This is a genomic window from Exiguobacterium sp. JMULE1, assembly GCF_013337175.1.
Taxonomy (GTDB): Bacteria; Bacillota; Bacilli; order Exiguobacteriales; family Exiguobacteriaceae; genus Exiguobacterium_A; species Exiguobacterium_A indicum.
This window is the reverse complement of sequence record NZ_SGWC01000002.1, coordinates 1,717,498-1,734,179: the sequence shown is the minus strand read 5'-3', so window position 1 is coordinate 1,734,179 and position 16,682 is coordinate 1,717,498. Positions and strand designations below refer to the sequence as shown.

Genomic DNA, 16,682 nt, shown 5'->3' with positions numbered 1-16,682 from the left:
TTTTTATCTTTCAGTACATATATGCGGTTATGCTTTGACGCTTTAAAGAAAATATTTGATAAAGGATGACTTTCAATGATTCTTTCTGTACAATGAAAAAGTATTTTGAAAAGGAGGTGGAGCACCATGAAAGGAAACGCATGGGCTTCAAAAGTTGGATTTATTTTAGCAGCAGCGGGATCCGCCATTGGTCTGGGGGCCATCTGGAAATTCCCGTACACGACTGGAACGAACGGAGGAGGCGCGTTTTTACTCTTGTTCCTCGTGTTTACCTTATTACTTGGACTGCCCGTTTTAATTGCCGAGTTTTTAATCGGTCGTACGAGTGGAAAAACAGCACTTCAAGCGTTCTCGGCACTTGGTCATAAGAAGTTCACATTCATTGGTGTACTGGGTGTCATCGCCTGTTTCTTGTTGCTCTCTTTCTACAGCGTCATCGGAGGATGGGTTTTGATTTATACCATTCTTGGTTTCACAGGTCGCCTGACGACGATGGACAGTGGTGCGCTTGGTGAATTGTTCGGAACGATTTCCGCCTCACCGTTATATGTCATTTCAGGGCAATTGATTTTCCTCGCTTTGACATGTTGGATCGTCTTACGTGGTGTTCAATCCGGTATTGAAAAAATGAGTAAAATCATGATGCCATTATTATTCGTGTGCTTCATCATCCTTGTCGTTCGATCATTGACACTTGATGGTGCAATGGAAGGTGTTAAATTCTTCATACAGCCTGATTTTTCGGTCCTCAACCGAACTTCTGTCCTGAGTGCGCTTGGCCAAGCGTTCTTCTCCTTATCGCTCGGTGTATCAGCGATGCTGACGTATGCTTCCTACATGAAGGAACGTGGCGAGATTAATCGTTCCGCCGCATGGATCGTCGCGATGAATGTCGCGGTCTCATTATTAGCTGGATTCGCGATTTTCCCAGCTGTTTTTGCTTCGGGTCTTGACCCTGCAGAAGGACCGGCATTGCTTTTCATCGTATTGCCGACTGTTTTCAGTCAGATCCAGTTTGGCTCGTTGTTCTTAACACTTTTCTTCCTTCTGTTTGCTTTCGCATCGATCACTTCATCGATTGCTATGCTTGAGGTCGTTGTTGCTTCATTAACGGATCGTAAGGAGAATGCGACATCGCGTGATAAAAAGCGGACGACATGGCTTGCGACACTTGCGATTGCGATCGTCGGAATTCCGTCCGCACTCTCGTTCGGTATGTTGAGTGATGCTCAATTCATGGGGAAAACGTTCTTTGACAGCGTTGATTTCCTTGTCTCGAATATTTTAATGCCGATTGGTGCTTTACTGATTTCGATTTTTGCTGGGTACAAGCTCGATCGAGCTCTTGTCGAACAGGAACTCGTGACGAGTCCATTCATGAAAAAAATCGTGCCTGTGTGGCGTGTGAGTGTTTGTTACTTGAGTCCGATCGCAATTTTGATCATCCTTGTATGGCCAATGTTCGGATAATAGATCACTTTTTTTGGGTAGTCGACAATTTTGTCGACTACCTTATTTGTTGTCAAAAGAATCATGCGAAAGAAAGAACGAATAGTTCATTCTTCGGTCTGATGCGATATTTTTAAAAGTATGTTGAAATATAAATACACGAGGCGTAACATTTCGGAAAAACGGGAAACTTTTTGTTAGACGTTACGTAATGTTAAAATAAAGACACGTAAACCTGATAGAAGAATCAGTACGAAGGAAGAGGGGATGACATGAAGTCTTCATGGTGGATATTTGGTTCCATCGGTATGATGTTCGTATTTCTACAATTGGCCGATACGTTCAACTTCTCGGGAATCTTCATCGCTCTTGGTTTGTGGTTCATTTGGAGCGGTTATCGAACAAAACCAGGTCGACGATATCGGACAGAACGGAAATCGACCGAAATCAAGCGGAAAAATGTGAAAAAGAAATTACTACTTGATGACGAAGATGAGTTCGTCGGAAGTGTCATTTTAAAACCGGAACGGGCGACACGCCGATTTGAAGAGACGGATGATTTAGAACTTCAAGTATTGCAACGGACGATCGAAGAAGGATTCACAAAAATCCAGACGTACGATCAAATCGTTCCCTCTATTCGAGATAGTGAAATCAGAAGTGAGATGCGCATCGTCTCACGGGAAGCACATGTCTTGTTCGAGGAGTTATATGAAAGTCCACGCGACGTCAAAAAAGTTCGGGACTTCTTTACGTTCTATCTGGATTCCTTACTGTCGATTTCAGAAAAATATGCCGATTTGGAACGCCGTGGCGCTCAAGTTCAATTAGATACGAAAAATCAATTGATTTCGAACTTGAAAATGATCGGACAAAAATTAAAGCAACAACAAACCTTGTTGCTTGAAGGGGATACCGTTGATTTAGAACGGGAACTCTTAACGATTGAAAAGGTATTGACGCAAGAGACTGAACAACGAAAACAGGAGGAGAGTTACCGACATGACCCATTCTGATAAAGATACATGGCAACAATGGCCTGATGAGCAAGATCAACCGACGATTTCTAATCCGTCGGTCGACTTAAACGTAGCGGAGACACCGCCCAAAATGCCGGCTCGCCCTGTCGAAGAAATGATTCCTTCGGATGTTCCGGCAGAACAACGACAAAAGATTGAACGTCTACTGCAGGTGATCGATCTACAAAAAACGGATGCCGTCATGCAATTCGGGGCGCCCGTTCAGCGTGAACTATCCCAATTCTCTGATCAAGTCTTAAGTGAAGTGAAGATGAAGGACGGCGGGGAAGCAGGGAAATTACTGAGTGACTTAATGCAGCGTGTCCGCCAAATGGATCCAGATACGCTTCAAGAAAAAAAGAGCTTCTGGTCGAACGTGCCGGTCATCGGTCGGGCGAAGAAAAAAGCGGAAACGTATTTCTTGCAATACGAGAAAATGAGCGCTTATCTCGAAGAAGTCGTACACAATCTTGATCGATCAAAATTTGGATTGATGAAAGACATCACGTTACTCGATCAAATGTATCAAAAGAACAAGCGTTATTTTGAGGAATTAAACGTCTATATTGCAGCTGGCGAGACGAAAATCGCTCACGTTCGTCAACATGAAATCGAACCGTTACGAACGGAAGTCGAGGTATCGCGGGATCAAACGAAGTTACAGGAATTGAATGACTTGATTCAATTGACGGATCGTTTTGAAAAGAAAATCCATGATTTAAAATTATCCCGAACAATTAGCTTGCAGATGGCACCGCAAATTCGTGTCATTCAACAAAATAACCAAATTCTAGCGGAAAAAATTGAATCAGCAGTCGTCAATACGATTCCACTTTGGAAGAACCAAGTTGTCCTATCTTTGAGTCTGTCGCGTCAAAAAGCAGCACTTGAAATGCAGAAGGATGTCACCAATACGACGAACCAGTTACTTGAGCAAAATTCGAAGTTGCTGAAGGAATCGTCGATTGAAATTGCGGAAGAAAACGAAAAAGGCATCGTATCCGTCGAATCGTTAAAAGTAGCGCACCAAAACTTGATCGAAACACTGGATGAGACATTACGCATCCAACAAGAAGGAAAACAAAAACGCCGCGACGCAGAGCATGAACTAGAGCGAATGGAGAATGAATTGAAACAAAAAGTCATCGAAGTCGCCTCAAAAAGCAGAGAATTACCGAATCGACCATACTAAGGAACACGACATTTCGTGTTCCTTTCCTTCATGAAAGGAGAGTTTGAATGAATAATGAAGAGAAGCAGTTGAAATGGGATACGACATGGTTATTATTCGCACGGATGATGGCAGACCGTCATTCAAAATGTGCCTCAAAATCCGTTGCCTGTGTCATCGTCAAAGATGAAAAGCCGATTTCAATCGGAATAAACGGAACACCTAGTCAGCATGTGAATTGCAACGAAATTTACTTAAAGCAAGATGGTATTCTCTATACATCACGTCCTGACCACCCGATTGTTGAAGAATCGGTTGAACGAAACGGAACTCTCTTTTATCGGTGCGAAAATCAGGAAGAACACCATGAATGGTCGAAGCAACACGAGATTCATGCTGAAATCAACGCGCTCGGTAAGCTGGCAGCCGATTCGACGAGTGCGCGTCATGCAACAGCTTATGTCACACATAGTCCGTGTCATGCGTGTAGTTTAGCGCTCATCGCTTCTAAAATCGATCGTGTCGTTTATTCGACAGGGTATGAGTATGGGGACGGACTGAACCTGATGCGACAAAGTGGAATCGAAGTCATCCACTTGCCACTCGCAAACGAATATTTTCTTGAAAAAATTTAACGAAAAAGGGTTGTAAACGCTTCCATAGCATTGTATGATGAAATCAAGCATTGCCATGGTAATTATTCACTCTTCCATTCGGACTGATTTTCAATCGAAAATCGGTCCACTTTTTTTTAGAAAAGAATTGACAGGACTTGAATAGTTTGGCATGATGACTATAGAATATGACGAAGCGGAACGCCGCATTTTCATACAAAACCAATCAAGGAGCTGGAATGCCAGGTCGTTGAATGAAAAATCCTGACTCACATGAGTCAGGATTTTTTTATGGATGAACAAGTGTCGCTTCCTTGAGACGTTTAGCACGGATTGCGCATTTTGTGGCGACCGCACCTGAGAGGATCGTCATGAATCGCTGACAGAGGATGTCTGGTTGCGATTGATGTAAAAACAGTTGATGTAGTAGTCGGTTGAAGGCAGCGTCTAGCGAGGACAAGTGCCGTTTGATTGCAGTGGGAGACATATCTTGAATTTCCTCTGCTTGGTAGCCAGCATCACTTTGGAAAGCAGAGAGGATGAGAAGCTCTGTTTGCGCATCAGCCAACGTTAGCCCTTGTTCTTGGACATGATGACAAGCCTCACGCAATTCATGAATCAACAAATGTTCCAAAGCATACGACGTATGCATTTGATATGGATCGTACACCTGGACAGCTTGCCGAATTTGATCGCGTGTCACGATTTCGGATACCGTCCATTGATCGAGTGTGCCAACAGCTTCACTGTATAGTTGAGTAAGTGGTCGAATCATCGTTTCTCCTCCTTAAGCATAAATGGACTTCCAGTTTCATCATAATTCATTTAGAAAACGCTTACAATATCTGTTTATTAGTAGTCGTGATGAAATCGTGTCTGCTATGATATGAGTGAAGAAAAAGGAGTGAGATGACGTGATTCAATTATTCAAAGCACTTCCGGAAGTGACGATGCCTTCTTATGGAAATGATACTTTTTCCATCCATCAATCGAATCAACCGATTGGACTTTCGATAGAGACGCTTGTTTCGGGTGAACGAATCGAAGAAGTGTTACTCGTTGCCTCTGGTGAAATCCGTACTGGTCAAACCGGGAGAGAATGGTTACAGTTCACGTTCAATTCGCCCGCTGGATCTTGTAAGGGAAAACAGTGGATCAATCAAGGAACGGCAGAAGAAGCACTTCGTCCATATCTCGAAACAAGAATCGTTCGGGTCGAGGCAAAGGTAGAGGAGTACCCGCCGCAATCCGGAAACAAGTCATTGACCGTTCAGCGCGTCACTCCGATTCATGACGCCTCACCGACGCAGTTCCTACCACAATTACCAGCAGATGAATCGCTTGAAACGTATCGTGATCAGTTGCTTGGACTAGTCGGTCAACTTGATTCTCCTTACCAAGAAATCGCGCTCTCGATTCTGCGACAGTACTGGGCGGATTTTTCAACACGACCGGCTGCGCTGTTTCATCACCATGCCTATATCGGTGGTTTGCTGAAACATACTGCTTGTATGATGACGATTGGTCGAGGAATTTGTGATAGTGAACAACCATACTTGACGCTACTCAAATGTATTCAAGAAGCAGAAGCCGATCATAAAAATGAACTCTTCCAAGCAGCTGAACGAGAGATACGTCAATTTTCTTGGGATGACAGTTTTGATGCCCTCTATCAAGCGGCAAAAGCGGTTGCTCTGTTAGATCAACGACCGAATCCGAATGAGTTGTTGCTCGGTATTTTATTGCACGACATCGGAAAGCTATGGGAGTATACGCATGCGGGTGCATCGACAGATCGTTTTTCAAGACTGTTGCACGTAACAGAGGAAGAGGAAGAACTGGCGGGTATTGCGCTTGATCCGGACGGTGTATTGATGGGTCATATGCCATATGGTTGTTTTGTTCTCGAACAAACACTTCGAGAAGAAGATATCCGATTACCGCGTGCTGTTTATCACCGTCTCATGCATATGGTATTATCACACCATGGTAAACGCGAGTGGGGATCAAGTGTTACGCCGCAAACGACAGATGCTTGGTATCTTCATGCGATTGATCTACTCGATGCACGAAAAGAAAAATGGCGTCAGCAACAAGGACGCTAAGGAGTGAAATCATGCAAGACAAAATACGTACGACCGTCATTACTGGTTTTTTAGGTGCCGGTAAAACTACGCTACTCAATCATCTCGTTTCTCAACCGACAGAAAAGTTTGCCTTGCTCGTCAATGAAGTAGGTTCTGTTCATATTGATGAAGCATTGATTGAACGAAGTGACGAAGAGATGATCGAATTGACGAATGGCTGCATTTGTTGTTCGATTCGCGGTGATTTACGGGATGCGTTGCTACGGATCGCAAAACGTCGTCGAGATGGGGAGTTATCGTTTGATCGATTATTGATTGAGACGACAGGTGTTGCGGATCCAGGACCGATTCTACAGACATTCTACTTTGAGCCGGCTGTTGAACAGTCCTATCAGATTTCCAGTGTCGTTACGGTCATCGATGCGTATCACTTGGAACGTCAACTGACGTTCCAAGAAAATGTGAAACAAATCGGCTTTGCTGACGTCCTGATCTTGAATAAAATGGATTTGATTGACGAGTCAAAGCGCGAAACGTTGTCCGCTTTACTTCGCGAACGAAATCCTTCTGCAGCTATCATTGAAACGGAACAGGCTCAACTTGAATCGGACCGACTGTTTGAAACGTTCCATTTTCCAAAAGAAGAGCAAGTACGACTCAGTCAACAAACGGATCAGATTCATCAATCGGTTGAGGATTTCACGGCATTGACGATTGTCGAGGAACGACCCTTGAACCGAAATCGATTTGGAATGGTCCTACGTGAGGTGTTAGAAGCGTATGCGGAAGATCTCTATCGCTATAAAGGAATCATTCATTTTGCAGATACGGATCGAAAGGTCATTTTACAAGGTACTGGCATGATTTATGGCACAGCAATCAGAGAACCATTTAGCGAACAACCAAAGACGACGCTCGTCTTCATTGGGAAAGGGCTAGATGAACAAGCGATACGAAAAGGAATCGAGGCGGCAATTGAACATGGTTGAACTTTATTTTGACGGTACGGTCCGTCCTTCAAATGATGAAGCGGCGGTTGGGCTTTTCAGTAAAAATTCCGAGGGCGAAGTCACGGAAAAAATGTATCAAATTCAAGCGATCAATAATCATGAAGCAGAATTTATTGCTTTTGCGAAAGCCGTCGAGTGGGCGCACGAACTGATTGCACAAGGCGAGAGCGTCATTTCGTTTCGGACGGATTCAGAAGCCGTTGCACTCGCAGTCGAACGCGAATTCGTCAAGAACAAACGAACGCAGACGATTTTTGATCCTGCCTTTGCGCGTTATCAACTCTTACCACTCGCTTTCGTGAAGTGGATTCCACGGTCGGAGAACAAAGCAGATCGTGTCGCACGAGAAGCGTTACGATTATACGAAGCATGATTGACGACAAACACCCCTATCCTCACGGTAGGGGTGTTTGTTCATGTTCGATGCGCTCGATCAGAATTTGGTCGACGCGTCGTCCGTCTAAATCAACGACTTCAAACCGGTACGGTCCAATTTCGACAGTACTTCCACGGGAGGGTACATCACCTAACGTATATAGAATCAAACCAGCAACCGTATGATAGGCGTTCAACTGTTCACCGGGTAAGTCTTCTGTATAACCGAGCGTCCGCTTTAAATCATCGATGTGCAATAGACCATCCGCGAGGAAGGAGCCATCCTTTCGCATGACGAGTTCCGGTTCTTCCTCGACGCTTGAAATTTCGCCAACGAATGCTTCGAGGATGTCGAATAAGGTGATCATGCCGAGGAAACCACCGTATTCATCAAGAACAAAGGCGATGGATACCGTCTCTTTGCGCATCCGTTCAAGCAAGACGGTTGCTTTTAATTGACGGGGAACGATCAGTGGTGATTGAATCAGTCGTTCAAGTTCTTGAACAGGTCGTTCCGTTGATAGCACCTCTTTCGCATCGATGAAACCGACAAAGTGATCCAAGTCACCATGACCAACCGGTAAGTTTCGATGTCGTGCTTGCCGGAGCTCTTGTAAGATCGTGTCGGAGTCATCCGCTAAGTCAATCCATTCGGTAACGGTACGCGGCTCCATCAGTTCGTACGCGTACAAATCATGAAAATCAAACACACGAGAGACTTGCTCCGCTTCTGATCGATTGAAGGTGCCCTCTTGCGTACCACGAATCAGTAATTGCCGGACTTCGTCTTCCGTCTCGTCTTCTGTTTGCAGGCGATCCAGACCAATCAAACGGAAGATGGAACTCGTCGACTTACTTAGAACCCAAATGAATGGTCGAAGCACAATCGAGAAAAAACGCATCGGTGGAGCAAGCCACATCGTGACCCGTTCTGGACTGACAAGGGCGACACGCTTAGGAACGAGTTCACCGATGACGAGTGAAATATAGGTGATGATCGTTACGACGAGAATATAGCCGATCGTACTGGCATAAGAGGCGAGCCACGCGAATTGAGCAAGCCACTTGATGACCGGTCCTGAGAGAGCGGCACCACCAAAGGCACCATTGACGATGCCGATTAACGTGATGCCGACTTGAACAGTCGATAACAGATCGGTTGGTCGATCGAGTAACTCTAACGCAACATGGGCTGACTTTTTGCCATCATTCGCTGCTTTCTCTAATTTGGACCGTTTTGAGGAAAGCAAAGCGAGTTCAGTCATCGCAAAAATACCGTTTGCTAGAATCAAAAGCAGTACAATCGTTAAGTTAATCAACCACATGAAATCTTCACTCCCTTTTTCGATAATAAACTATTCCCGAAAACTGTCTCTCTCATTCCCATTCTGTCTACTTTTGCGTTAAACTAAAAGAGAAATAATCAAAAGGGGGAATTTGTTTATGGAATACCGTGTAGAACGTGACACGATGGGGGAAATTCGTGTACCAGAAGCGCAGGAATGGGGCGCACAAACACAACGTAGTCTAGAAAACTTTAAGATCGGAACGGAAAAAATGCCGATTGAAGTTATTCGTGCCTTTGCAGTCCTGAAAAAAGGAGCGGCGCTTGCGAACCGCGACTTAGGCGTGCTTGAGGCAGAAAAAGCGGGTGTCATCGCTGAAGTATGTGACGAGATCATCGCGGGGAAATTCGATGATGAGTTTCCGCTTGTCGTTTGGCAAACGGGTTCAGGTACACAGTCGAATATGAACGTCAATGAAGTGATCGCTCGGGTCGCGACACGTAAGTTGAAAGAACAAGGCAGTGAGACGACGATTCATCCGAATGATGACGTCAACAAATCACAAAGTTCAAATGATACATATCCGACAGCGATGCACTTAGCAGCGAAGACAGTCTTGCTGGAATCACTATTCCCAGCAATCGATGCGTTGCATGCGACACTTGACGAAAAAGCGAACGCGTTTGCGGATATCGTCAAGATTGGACGGACACACTTGCAAGATGCTACACCGATCACACTCGGTCAAGAAATCAGCGGTTGGGTCCGGATGCTTGCACTTTCGAAGCAGATGATCGAACGGACGCTTGATCCGTTAACAGAATTAGCAATCGGAGGTACGGCTGTTGGAACGGGCATCAACGCACATCCGGACTTCGGTGATTTGGCTGCGCAAAAGATGAGCGAGGAGACGGGATATGAATTCACGAGCGCGGAAAACAAATTCCACGCCCTAACCAGCCACGATCAACTCGTCTTTACGCATGGTGCGGTCAAAGCGTTAGCGATGGACGCGATGAAGATCGCAAACGACGTTCGCTGGCTCGCGTCAGGTCCACGAGCAGGAATCGGCGAAATTACGATTCCAGAAAATGAGCCGGGAAGCTCAATCATGCCGGGGAAAGTCAATCCGACTCAAAGTGAAGCGTTGACGATGGTCGCAGCGCAAGTCCTTGGAAACGATGCGACGATTGGTTTTGCTGCAAGTCAAGGAAACTTCGAACTAAACGTCTTCAAGCCGGTCATCATGTATAACTTCATACAATCGGTTCGTTTACTGACAGATGCCTTGCATTCGTTCAATGACCACTGTGCGATCGGAATCGAACCAGAACAGTCCGTCATCGCTGAGAACGTCGAACGTTCGTTGATGCTCGTCACTGCACTCAACCCGCACATTGGATATGAGAATGCGGCGAAAATTGCAAAGGCAGCGCATCAATCCGGGTCAACCTTAAAAGAAGCAGCACTTGCGACTGGTCTACTAACAGAAGAACAATATGATCAATGGATCGTACCAGCAGATATGGTCCGTCCGAACTTAAAAGCGTGAGTTGAAAAAGCGGGGGATTTCCCTCGCTTTCTCTTTATCCGAGGATTGTTCTTCGGATGTATAGAAAGAGAGGGGATTGGATGGAACGAAGTCGAAAACGAATAGAAAAACAACTGCAACAGACGATCATCATGGTCGAGACGTTACTTCGGATGCCGGCCGTGCCACGAACAGAACTACTCGCATTGGCAAGCTGGCTTGAAGGACTCGGGAGAGAGGAACTGTTCAGAGGACTTGCCGATCAAGTGAGTCGGGAAAAAGCGACGTGGGAACAAATGAATGCGGTCATCACGCAGCCAATCGTTAAAGAATTACTGCAGCCAATCGTCGATCAGTTGTCGGACCGTTCACGCGCCAACCGGATTCGAAAAGAATTGGTCGTCACTGTGACAAGACGTTTTCTTGAGAATATCAAATGGAAAAAATCGCTCGAACAGGAGCGCTATATGTCACGATTCTTCAGTTCGGTGGAAGACACGTTGTCGATATCACATGATATTGCTATGGATGCCGTCATTATCGACCATTCATCTATCGTGGAATCATTGGAGTTGTTCCAAAAACTGATCAAACAAATGGAGTCAGCATTCGTTCCCGTCATCATCGTAGGTCCAAACCGGTCTGATATTCGTCAAGTCAGCTATGAGATGGGAGCCGATGACTACTGGGATGAGACAGTGACGAATGAAGAACGACATGTTCGTCTAGCGAGACTATTACGAAAATTAAGGGTCGTATCTTCGACGATCTTGGTCGATGAACTGACGGGAGCTTATAACCGGAAATACCTCCAAAATGCCTTTGATCGTCGCGTAGCACGTCTCGAACGTGAACAGCGGACATTTGGGTTAGCTATTTTTGATATCGATCATTTTAAGAGGATCAATGATTTACATGGACATCCAACGGGGGATTTGGTCCTCTCCGAACTAGCTACCATCGTTCAACAAGCCGCTCGTCTCGATGATGAATTCATTCGTTTCGGTGGTGAGGAATTCATCTTATTGTTTTCAGCAGAAACAGTACCGCAAGCCGTTGCGAGTATGAATAAAATTCGCGAGCGTGTCGAGCGCCATATTTTTGCGAACGGATTAAAAGTAACGGTTTCGATTGGTCTCTCCTTTGCTTTTGATCTCCTCACATCCCTGGCGCAAGCAACAGCAGAGGCAGATGAAGCTCTGTATCAAGCGAAACGTAATGGTCGTAATCAAGTGGTGTCCTATTCGACAGCGATATCGATCGAAAAAATACCAGTCTATATCCGTGTCGAGGAAGGATTCCTTAAACAGGTACATACGCTTGATATGCCGGGTCATCCGAAATACCATATTGAGGTGATTCCGCTAGATGATCAACGGACGTCGCCAATACAATTGGCGATTCTTTCACTCGATCAGTTAGCAAGCGAGAACTTTGTACGATTAGAGGAGTGGAGACAACAACGGGAATCGATCATTGATGCTTTGGTCGTGACGGATCAAGAAGACGATCGTTTAGCCAATGCGCTATCATGCGGTGCGACAGACTATATCATGACCTCACAGATCGATTCTGATATGGAGGAATGGATTGCTGAATGGATCATGCAAATTCCTTAAAAAAACAGCCACATTCGTCCATCATACGGAGCAATGTGGCTGTTTTTTAGTTACTGATCATATCGACGAATGATAAACGGATAATCGTTTCCCTCGACCGCATCATAATGTGTTTCGGAAGTAATCTGAAATGAAGATGGGATTTCGGGATAATGTACATCTCCAGAAAGAACCGTATCAATTTCAGTGACATACAGGCGGCGAGCAAGAGGAAGCGTTTGAGCAAACAACTCTCCACCACCAATCAAAAAGACTTCTTCTTCTGAATCGACGTATGGTTGCAAAGCAGATAGATCATGCCATACCGTTACACCTTCGGCTGCAAACGTCTGATCGCGCGTAATGACGATGTTCTCTCGACCGGGCAACGGTCGTCCGATGGATTCGAACGTCTTTCGTCCCATGATGATAGGTTTGCCAATCGTCGTACGCTTGAAGTGAGCTAAATCAGCTGGAAGGTGCCAAGGCATCGCATTGTCACGACCGATGACATGATTTTTTGTAAACGCTACGATATGTGTGATCATACGGCTACCACACCTTTAATGTGCGGATCAGGATCATAGCCTTCAATGATGATGTCTTCGAAGCGGAAGTCTTCAATACGATCGACTGTTCGAGCGAAGCGCAGCGTCGGTAATTTTTTCGGGGTACGCGTCAACTGAAGATTAACTTGTTCAATATGATTTGAATAGATATGAGCGTCACCGAGCGTATGAACGAAGTCACCAACCTCAAGTCCACACACATGAGCAATCATATGTGTCAGTAACGCATAAGATGCAATATTAAATGGTACGCCTAGGAAAACATCAGCTGAACGTTGATACAATTGGCATGATAGTTTTCCGTCAGCGACATAAAATTGGAACAAGAGATGACAAGGTGGTAAAGCCATCTCATCGACTTGTCCAGGATTCCAAGCACTGACGATCAAACGACGAGAATCCGGATTCGTCTTAATCTGTTCAATGACTTGTGCTAGCTGATCGACCGTCGTGCCATCTGGACGTGGAAAAGAGCGCCATTGTGCCCCGTAAACAGGACCTAGATCTCCGTTCTCATCGGCCCATTCGTTCCAAATCCGCACACCATTTTCCTGTAGATAACGAATATTCGTATCACCCGAGATGAACCAAATCAACTCATGGATGATCGACTTCATATGTAACTTTTTCGTCGTAATGAGAGGAAAACCATCTTGAAGGGAGAAGCGCATTTGGTGACCAAACACGCTGAGTGTTCCCGTTCCCGTCCGGTCTTCCTTTTTTGTTCCGTGTTCCAAAATGTGTTCGCAAAGTGCATGATATTGTTCCATCGGATGACATCTCCTTTTCGAAAAATCCAAATTTCATTGTACCATAAATTAAGATTTTGAGGATGTCGGTAAATGTCTTGCGAATAGATAACGGAATAAGCCAAAGAGCGGAATCACGTCTTGCCACTCTAGTGATTGTGCATTCCGAACACGAATGCGCCGGAGCAGATAGACTTGCAGAATGTAGAATAATAACAAATCGACGGTCATCGTTCGAACGAATTGATTGGTCTCAAAGTAGATGCGGAATATACTCCAATCAGACCGAGCAAGAGCAATCCAAAGCAATAATGTCGTCACGACGCTAAGTAAGGCGACGACGGTAGGAATCCACCCGCGACGACGAAAAGGAAGAAACGTTTTCCTTGGAATAGCGAGGGCGACATAAGGCATCAACACGAAGGCACCTAAGAAGAACGATCCAATACTTGCGACGAGCGGTCCAGGGCGCATGAATCGTTTCTCATCTAGAAATAGTAAAAAGAAAGCGAACGGATAAATGCCGAGTAAGGCAAATAAACTTAACGCGGATGTATCAAATTGACTTTGGTCGAAACGTAAAAACGACATCAAGAAACCTTCTGGAAAGACACGATTATTTCCAAATAATAAGATGAAGACAATAGCAATCGCCCAGACAAGGAAGAGCAAATATCGACGATACATTTGTCCACACTCCTTTCTCATACCTTTCTTTCCCATCATCTTGGATGTAGTAAACACTTGTATTTCATATTTCATGATATCAAATATGTTAAGGTTCGTGCTTGAGCACCTCTCATGGACATGTTAAGATGACGTTGTGAGAATTGAAAGCGCTTTTACAAATTGATGCAATCGTTTGCTCAATATGTAGCACGTTACGTACATAAAAGAGGAGAGTGTTGAGGATGGAACGTAAATGGTGGCATGATAGTGTCGTTTATCAAATTTACCCACGTAGTTATAATGATTCGAATGGGGATGGAATCGGTGACTTGAACGGAATCATCGAAAAGTTGGATTATTTGAAGACACTTGGTATCGACGTCATTTGGCTAAGTCCTGTCTATGATTCACCGAATGACGATAATGGCTATGATATTCGTGATTATGAAGCCATCATGAAGGAATTCGGGACGATGGATGATTTTGATCGTCTTCTAGATGAGGCACATGCACGAGATATCAAAATCGTCATGGACCTCGTCATCAATCATTCGTCAGATGAACATCAGTGGTTCGCGGAGTCGCGTCAAAGCAAGGACAATCCATATCGGGATTATTATATGTGGCGCCCGGCAAATCCAGACGGTTCGCTACCAAACAACTGGGGATCGATTTTCTCTGGACCTGCCTGGGAATATGATGAAACAACGAATGAGTATTACTTACACTTATTCTCGAAGAAGCAGCCTGACTTGAACTGGGAAAATGAGCAGATGCGTCATGATGTGTACGGGATGATTCGTCGGTGGTTGGATCGAGGGATTGACGGTTTCCGAATGGATGTCATCAACTTGATTTCAAAGACACCTGGCTTACCAGATGCGACGGTCCATCCAGGAGCACTGTATGGAGATGGTGGAGAACATTATATCAACGGACCGCGTGTCCATGAGTTTTTACACGAGATGAACGAAGCCTCCTTCGGTAAATACGATGTCCTGACAGTCGGTGAGATGCCAGGAGCGACGACGGATGATGCCATTCTTTACACGGATCCGGCACGTAAAGAGGTCAACATGGTCTTTACGTTCGAACATATGGATCTCGATTCAGGTCCGAATGGGAAATGGGACGTCATTCCGTTTGATTTACTTAAACTCAAGCAAAATTTCACCAAGTGGCAGACGGCGTTACATGAGACGGGTTGGAACTCGCTCTATTGGAACAACCACGATCAACCCCGTGTCGTCAGTCGATTCGGTAATGACACGACGTACCGCGTCGAGTCAGCTAAAATGCTTGCTACATTGTTGCATTTGTTAAAAGGGACGCCATATATCTATCAAGGCGAGGAAATCGGCATGACGAACGTCGCTTTTGAAGACATCGCGGACTATGAAGATATCGAAATTCGAAACATGTGGAAAGAACGTACGGAACAAGGAGCATCACCGGCTGAACTACTACGTTCCATCCATATCAAAGGACGAGACAATGCGCGGACACCGATGCAGTGGGATGCGTCGGAGAACGCTGGTTTCTCAACGGGAACACCGTGGTTGAAGGTCAATCCAAACTATCCGGAAATCAACGTCGAACAGGCGCTTGCAGATGAGCAATCCATCTTTTATTACTATCAACAGTTGATTCGTCTACGACATGACCATGAGCTCGTCGTCTATGGTCGCTATCAACTCTTACTCGAAGATCATCCAGAAGTTTACGCCTACTCACGAACGCTTGAAGGGGAGACATGGTATGTCTACTGTTCGTTTGCGGATCATGATGTGAATATTCCGTCTACGCATGATACGTCAGATCGGGTCATCGGAAACTATGAAGAGTCCGTCATTACCGACGAACTCACACTTCGACCTTATGAGGCAGTCGTCTTCCGTACGTTTGAAGGTTGATTCATCTAGCCATAAAACAGAGGGCTGACTCAAAAAAAGAATGACGCGTCTTTTCACGCCCCTTTCTCAGGCGAGACACTAAGCCCGCTTTCCTACTTCATTCAAGCAGGAAAGCGGGTCTTGTTTGTCTCTGAAGCGCATAAATGCGCTGTTTCCTATAGAAGTTGCGTGTGACGCGTCATTTTTTACGAGAAAAGGGTGGCAGATCATCATTCTGCCACCCTTTCTTTATAAATTATCGCTCCAATTGAGCGACTTGTTTAACCTGAGCGATGATTGTATCACGATCAGTCGTTGATGGATTGAGGCGGATGCCATACAGTCTTTCGGGACCCACTGGCTTCTCGTGCAATAACTGACCTTCGATGCACAAAGGTTCTTGACCCTCGATCAATGAGAACTCAACCACGATTTTCATTGATTTGAGGAGTGGAAGTTTTAGTTCTGTGCTGATTGCTAGTCCGTTCGGTGAGATATTATGAATTTTCATCAGCCCTTTAGGAGTACGCTGGTCATTTTTCAATAAATGAAATTCACCTGTTATTGGTTTTTTCAGCGTATATCGAAAGGGTTCATTCCGTTTAATTTTCATGTAGGCACCTCCACTCCCATTATCCGACAATTTCGTCAAGTCTTCTAGTT

General features: G+C 45.0%; 16 protein-coding genes. 10 read left to right on the top strand and 6 right to left on the bottom strand.

Going from position 1 to position 16,682, the window contains the following annotated elements:
* The first annotated feature begins 126 nt into the window (after positions 1-126).
* From EXW93_RS09440 to EXW93_RS09425, 4 genes are all read left to right on the top strand, one after another.
* Positions 127-1,470, top strand: coding sequence for a sodium-dependent transporter (locus EXW93_RS09440; protein ID WP_023468596.1), 1,344 nt, complete (start codon positions 127-129; stop codon positions 1,468-1,470).
* A 251-nt stretch (positions 1,471-1,721) separates the two neighbouring features.
* Positions 1,722-2,465 (top strand): 5-bromo-4-chloroindolyl phosphate hydrolysis family protein, encoded by a 744-nt coding sequence (locus EXW93_RS09435; RefSeq protein WP_023468595.1) that lies wholly within the window; start codon positions 1,722-1,724, stop codon positions 2,463-2,465.
* A complete protein-coding gene (locus EXW93_RS09430; RefSeq protein ID WP_174316401.1) occupies positions 2,452-3,660 on the top strand; it encodes a toxic anion resistance protein in 1,209 nt (402 codons plus the stop codon). The genes EXW93_RS09435 and EXW93_RS09430 overlap by 14 nt, the downstream gene beginning before the upstream one ends.
* Positions 3,661-3,707: 47 nt before the next feature.
* A complete protein-coding gene (locus tag EXW93_RS09425) occupies positions 3,708-4,274 on the top strand; it encodes a deoxycytidylate deaminase (protein WP_023468593.1) in 567 nt (188 codons plus the stop codon).
* Between the two features lie 268 nt (positions 4,275-4,542).
* Here EXW93_RS09425 and EXW93_RS09420 read toward each other — a convergent pair whose 3' ends face one another.
* Positions 4,543-5,028 (bottom strand): hypothetical protein, encoded by a 486-nt coding sequence (locus EXW93_RS09420; protein ID WP_023468592.1) that lies wholly within the window; start codon positions 5,026-5,028, stop codon positions 4,543-4,545.
* Positions 5,029-5,167: 139 nt separating this feature from the next.
* On the opposite strand from EXW93_RS09420, the gene EXW93_RS16645 reads away from it, so the two are divergent.
* From EXW93_RS16645 to EXW93_RS09405, 3 genes are read left to right on the top strand one after another with little or no spacing between them, the layout of a single operon-like run.
* A complete protein-coding gene (locus EXW93_RS16645; protein ID WP_174316400.1) occupies positions 5,168-6,358 on the top strand; it encodes an HD domain-containing protein in 1,191 nt (396 codons plus the stop codon).
* Between the two features lie 11 nt (positions 6,359-6,369).
* Positions 6,370-7,329: a CobW family GTP-binding protein gene (locus EXW93_RS09410; protein ID WP_023468590.1), complete on the top strand. Its 960-nt coding sequence runs from the start codon at positions 6,370-6,372 to the stop codon at positions 7,327-7,329.
* Complete coding sequence (locus tag EXW93_RS09405) at positions 7,322-7,723, top strand: reverse transcriptase-like protein (RefSeq protein ID WP_064299690.1); 402 nt, start codon at positions 7,322-7,324, stop codon at positions 7,721-7,723. Before EXW93_RS09410 ends, EXW93_RS09405 begins: the two co-directional genes overlap by 8 nt.
* Positions 7,724-7,745: 22 nt before the next feature.
* Here EXW93_RS09405 and EXW93_RS09400 read toward each other — a convergent pair whose 3' ends face one another.
* Positions 7,746-9,050 (bottom strand): hemolysin family protein, encoded by a 1,305-nt coding sequence (locus EXW93_RS09400; RefSeq protein WP_174316399.1) that lies wholly within the window; start codon positions 9,048-9,050, stop codon positions 7,746-7,748.
* A gap of 118 nt (positions 9,051-9,168) precedes the next feature.
* Here EXW93_RS09400 and fumC point away from each other — a divergent pair, with 118 nt between their 5' ends.
* Positions 9,169-10,563, top strand: coding sequence for a class II fumarate hydratase (gene fumC, locus EXW93_RS09395; protein ID WP_035396940.1), 1,395 nt, complete (start codon positions 9,169-9,171; stop codon positions 10,561-10,563).
* Positions 10,564-10,643: 80 nt separating this feature from the next.
* Positions 10,644-12,161 carry a GGDEF domain-containing protein gene (locus EXW93_RS09390; protein ID WP_023468587.1) on the top strand — a complete coding sequence of 506 codons (1,518 nt, stop codon included), beginning with the start codon at positions 10,644-10,646 and terminating at the stop codon, positions 12,159-12,161.
* Between the two features lie 50 nt (positions 12,162-12,211).
* Here EXW93_RS09390 and EXW93_RS09385 read toward each other — a convergent pair whose 3' ends face one another.
* From EXW93_RS09385 to EXW93_RS09375, 3 genes are read right to left on the bottom strand one after another with little or no spacing between them, the layout of a single operon-like run.
* Entirely contained in the window at positions 12,212-12,688 is a 477-nt protein-coding gene (locus EXW93_RS09385; protein ID WP_035396944.1) for a dihydrofolate reductase, read from the bottom strand.
* On the bottom strand, positions 12,685-13,479 hold the full coding sequence (locus EXW93_RS09380; RefSeq protein ID WP_055968468.1) for a thymidylate synthase: 795 nt from the start codon (positions 13,477-13,479) through the stop codon (positions 12,685-12,687). The genes EXW93_RS09385 and EXW93_RS09380 overlap by 4 nt, the downstream gene beginning before the upstream one ends.
* Positions 13,480-13,527: 48 nt before the next feature.
* Entirely contained in the window at positions 13,528-14,145 is a 618-nt protein-coding gene (locus tag EXW93_RS09375; RefSeq protein ID WP_023468584.1) for a hypothetical protein, read from the bottom strand.
* A 224-nt stretch (positions 14,146-14,369) separates the two neighbouring features.
* Here EXW93_RS09375 and EXW93_RS09370 point away from each other — a divergent pair, with 224 nt between their 5' ends.
* On the top strand, positions 14,370-16,040 hold the full coding sequence (locus tag EXW93_RS09370) for a glycoside hydrolase family 13 protein (RefSeq protein WP_058264844.1): 1,671 nt from the start codon (positions 14,370-14,372) through the stop codon (positions 16,038-16,040).
* 235 nt (positions 16,041-16,275) lie between these two features.
* Here EXW93_RS09370 and EXW93_RS09365 read toward each other — a convergent pair whose 3' ends face one another.
* Positions 16,276-16,632 carry a PilZ domain-containing protein gene (locus EXW93_RS09365; RefSeq protein ID WP_023468582.1) on the bottom strand — a complete coding sequence of 119 codons (357 nt, stop codon included), beginning with the start codon at positions 16,630-16,632 and terminating at the stop codon, positions 16,276-16,278.
* Between the last annotated feature and the right edge of the window lie 50 nt (positions 16,633-16,682).

Coding starts and splice junctions, on each gene's coding strand:
- EXW93_RS09440 (WP_023468596.1), top strand. CDS start 127: ATGAAAGGAAACGCATGGGCTTCAAAAGTTGGATTTATTTTAGCAGCA.
- EXW93_RS09435 (WP_023468595.1), top strand. CDS start 1,722: ATGAAGTCTTCATGGTGGATATTTGGTTCCATCGGTATGATGTTCGTA.
- EXW93_RS09430 (WP_174316401.1), top strand. CDS start 2,452: ATGACCCATTCTGATAAAGATACATGGCAACAATGGCCTGATGAGCAA.
- EXW93_RS09425 (WP_023468593.1), top strand. CDS start 3,708: ATGAATAATGAAGAGAAGCAGTTGAAATGGGATACGACATGGTTATTA.
- EXW93_RS09420 (WP_023468592.1), bottom strand. CDS start 5,028: ATGATTCGACCACTTACTCAACTATACAGTGAAGCTGTTGGCACACTC.
- EXW93_RS09410 (WP_023468590.1), top strand. CDS start 6,370: ATGCAAGACAAAATACGTACGACCGTCATTACTGGTTTTTTAGGTGCC.
- EXW93_RS09405 (WP_064299690.1), top strand. CDS start 7,322: ATGGTTGAACTTTATTTTGACGGTACGGTCCGTCCTTCAAATGATGAA.
- EXW93_RS09400 (WP_174316399.1), bottom strand. CDS start 9,050: ATGTGGTTGATTAACTTAACGATTGTACTGCTTTTGATTCTAGCAAAC.
- fumC (WP_035396940.1), top strand. CDS start 9,169: ATGGAATACCGTGTAGAACGTGACACGATGGGGGAAATTCGTGTACCA.
- EXW93_RS09390 (WP_023468587.1), top strand. CDS start 10,644: ATGGAACGAAGTCGAAAACGAATAGAAAAACAACTGCAACAGACGATC.
- EXW93_RS09385 (WP_035396944.1), bottom strand. CDS start 12,688: ATGATCACACATATCGTAGCGTTTACAAAAAATCATGTCATCGGTCGT.
- EXW93_RS09380 (WP_055968468.1), bottom strand. CDS start 13,479: ATGGAACAATATCATGCACTTTGCGAACACATTTTGGAACACGGAACA.
- EXW93_RS09375 (WP_023468584.1), bottom strand. CDS start 14,145: ATGTATCGTCGATATTTGCTCTTCCTTGTCTGGGCGATTGCTATTGTC.
- EXW93_RS09370 (WP_058264844.1), top strand. CDS start 14,370: ATGGAACGTAAATGGTGGCATGATAGTGTCGTTTATCAAATTTACCCA.
- EXW93_RS09365 (WP_023468582.1), bottom strand. CDS start 16,632: ATGAAAATTAAACGGAATGAACCCTTTCGATATACGCTGAAAAAACCA.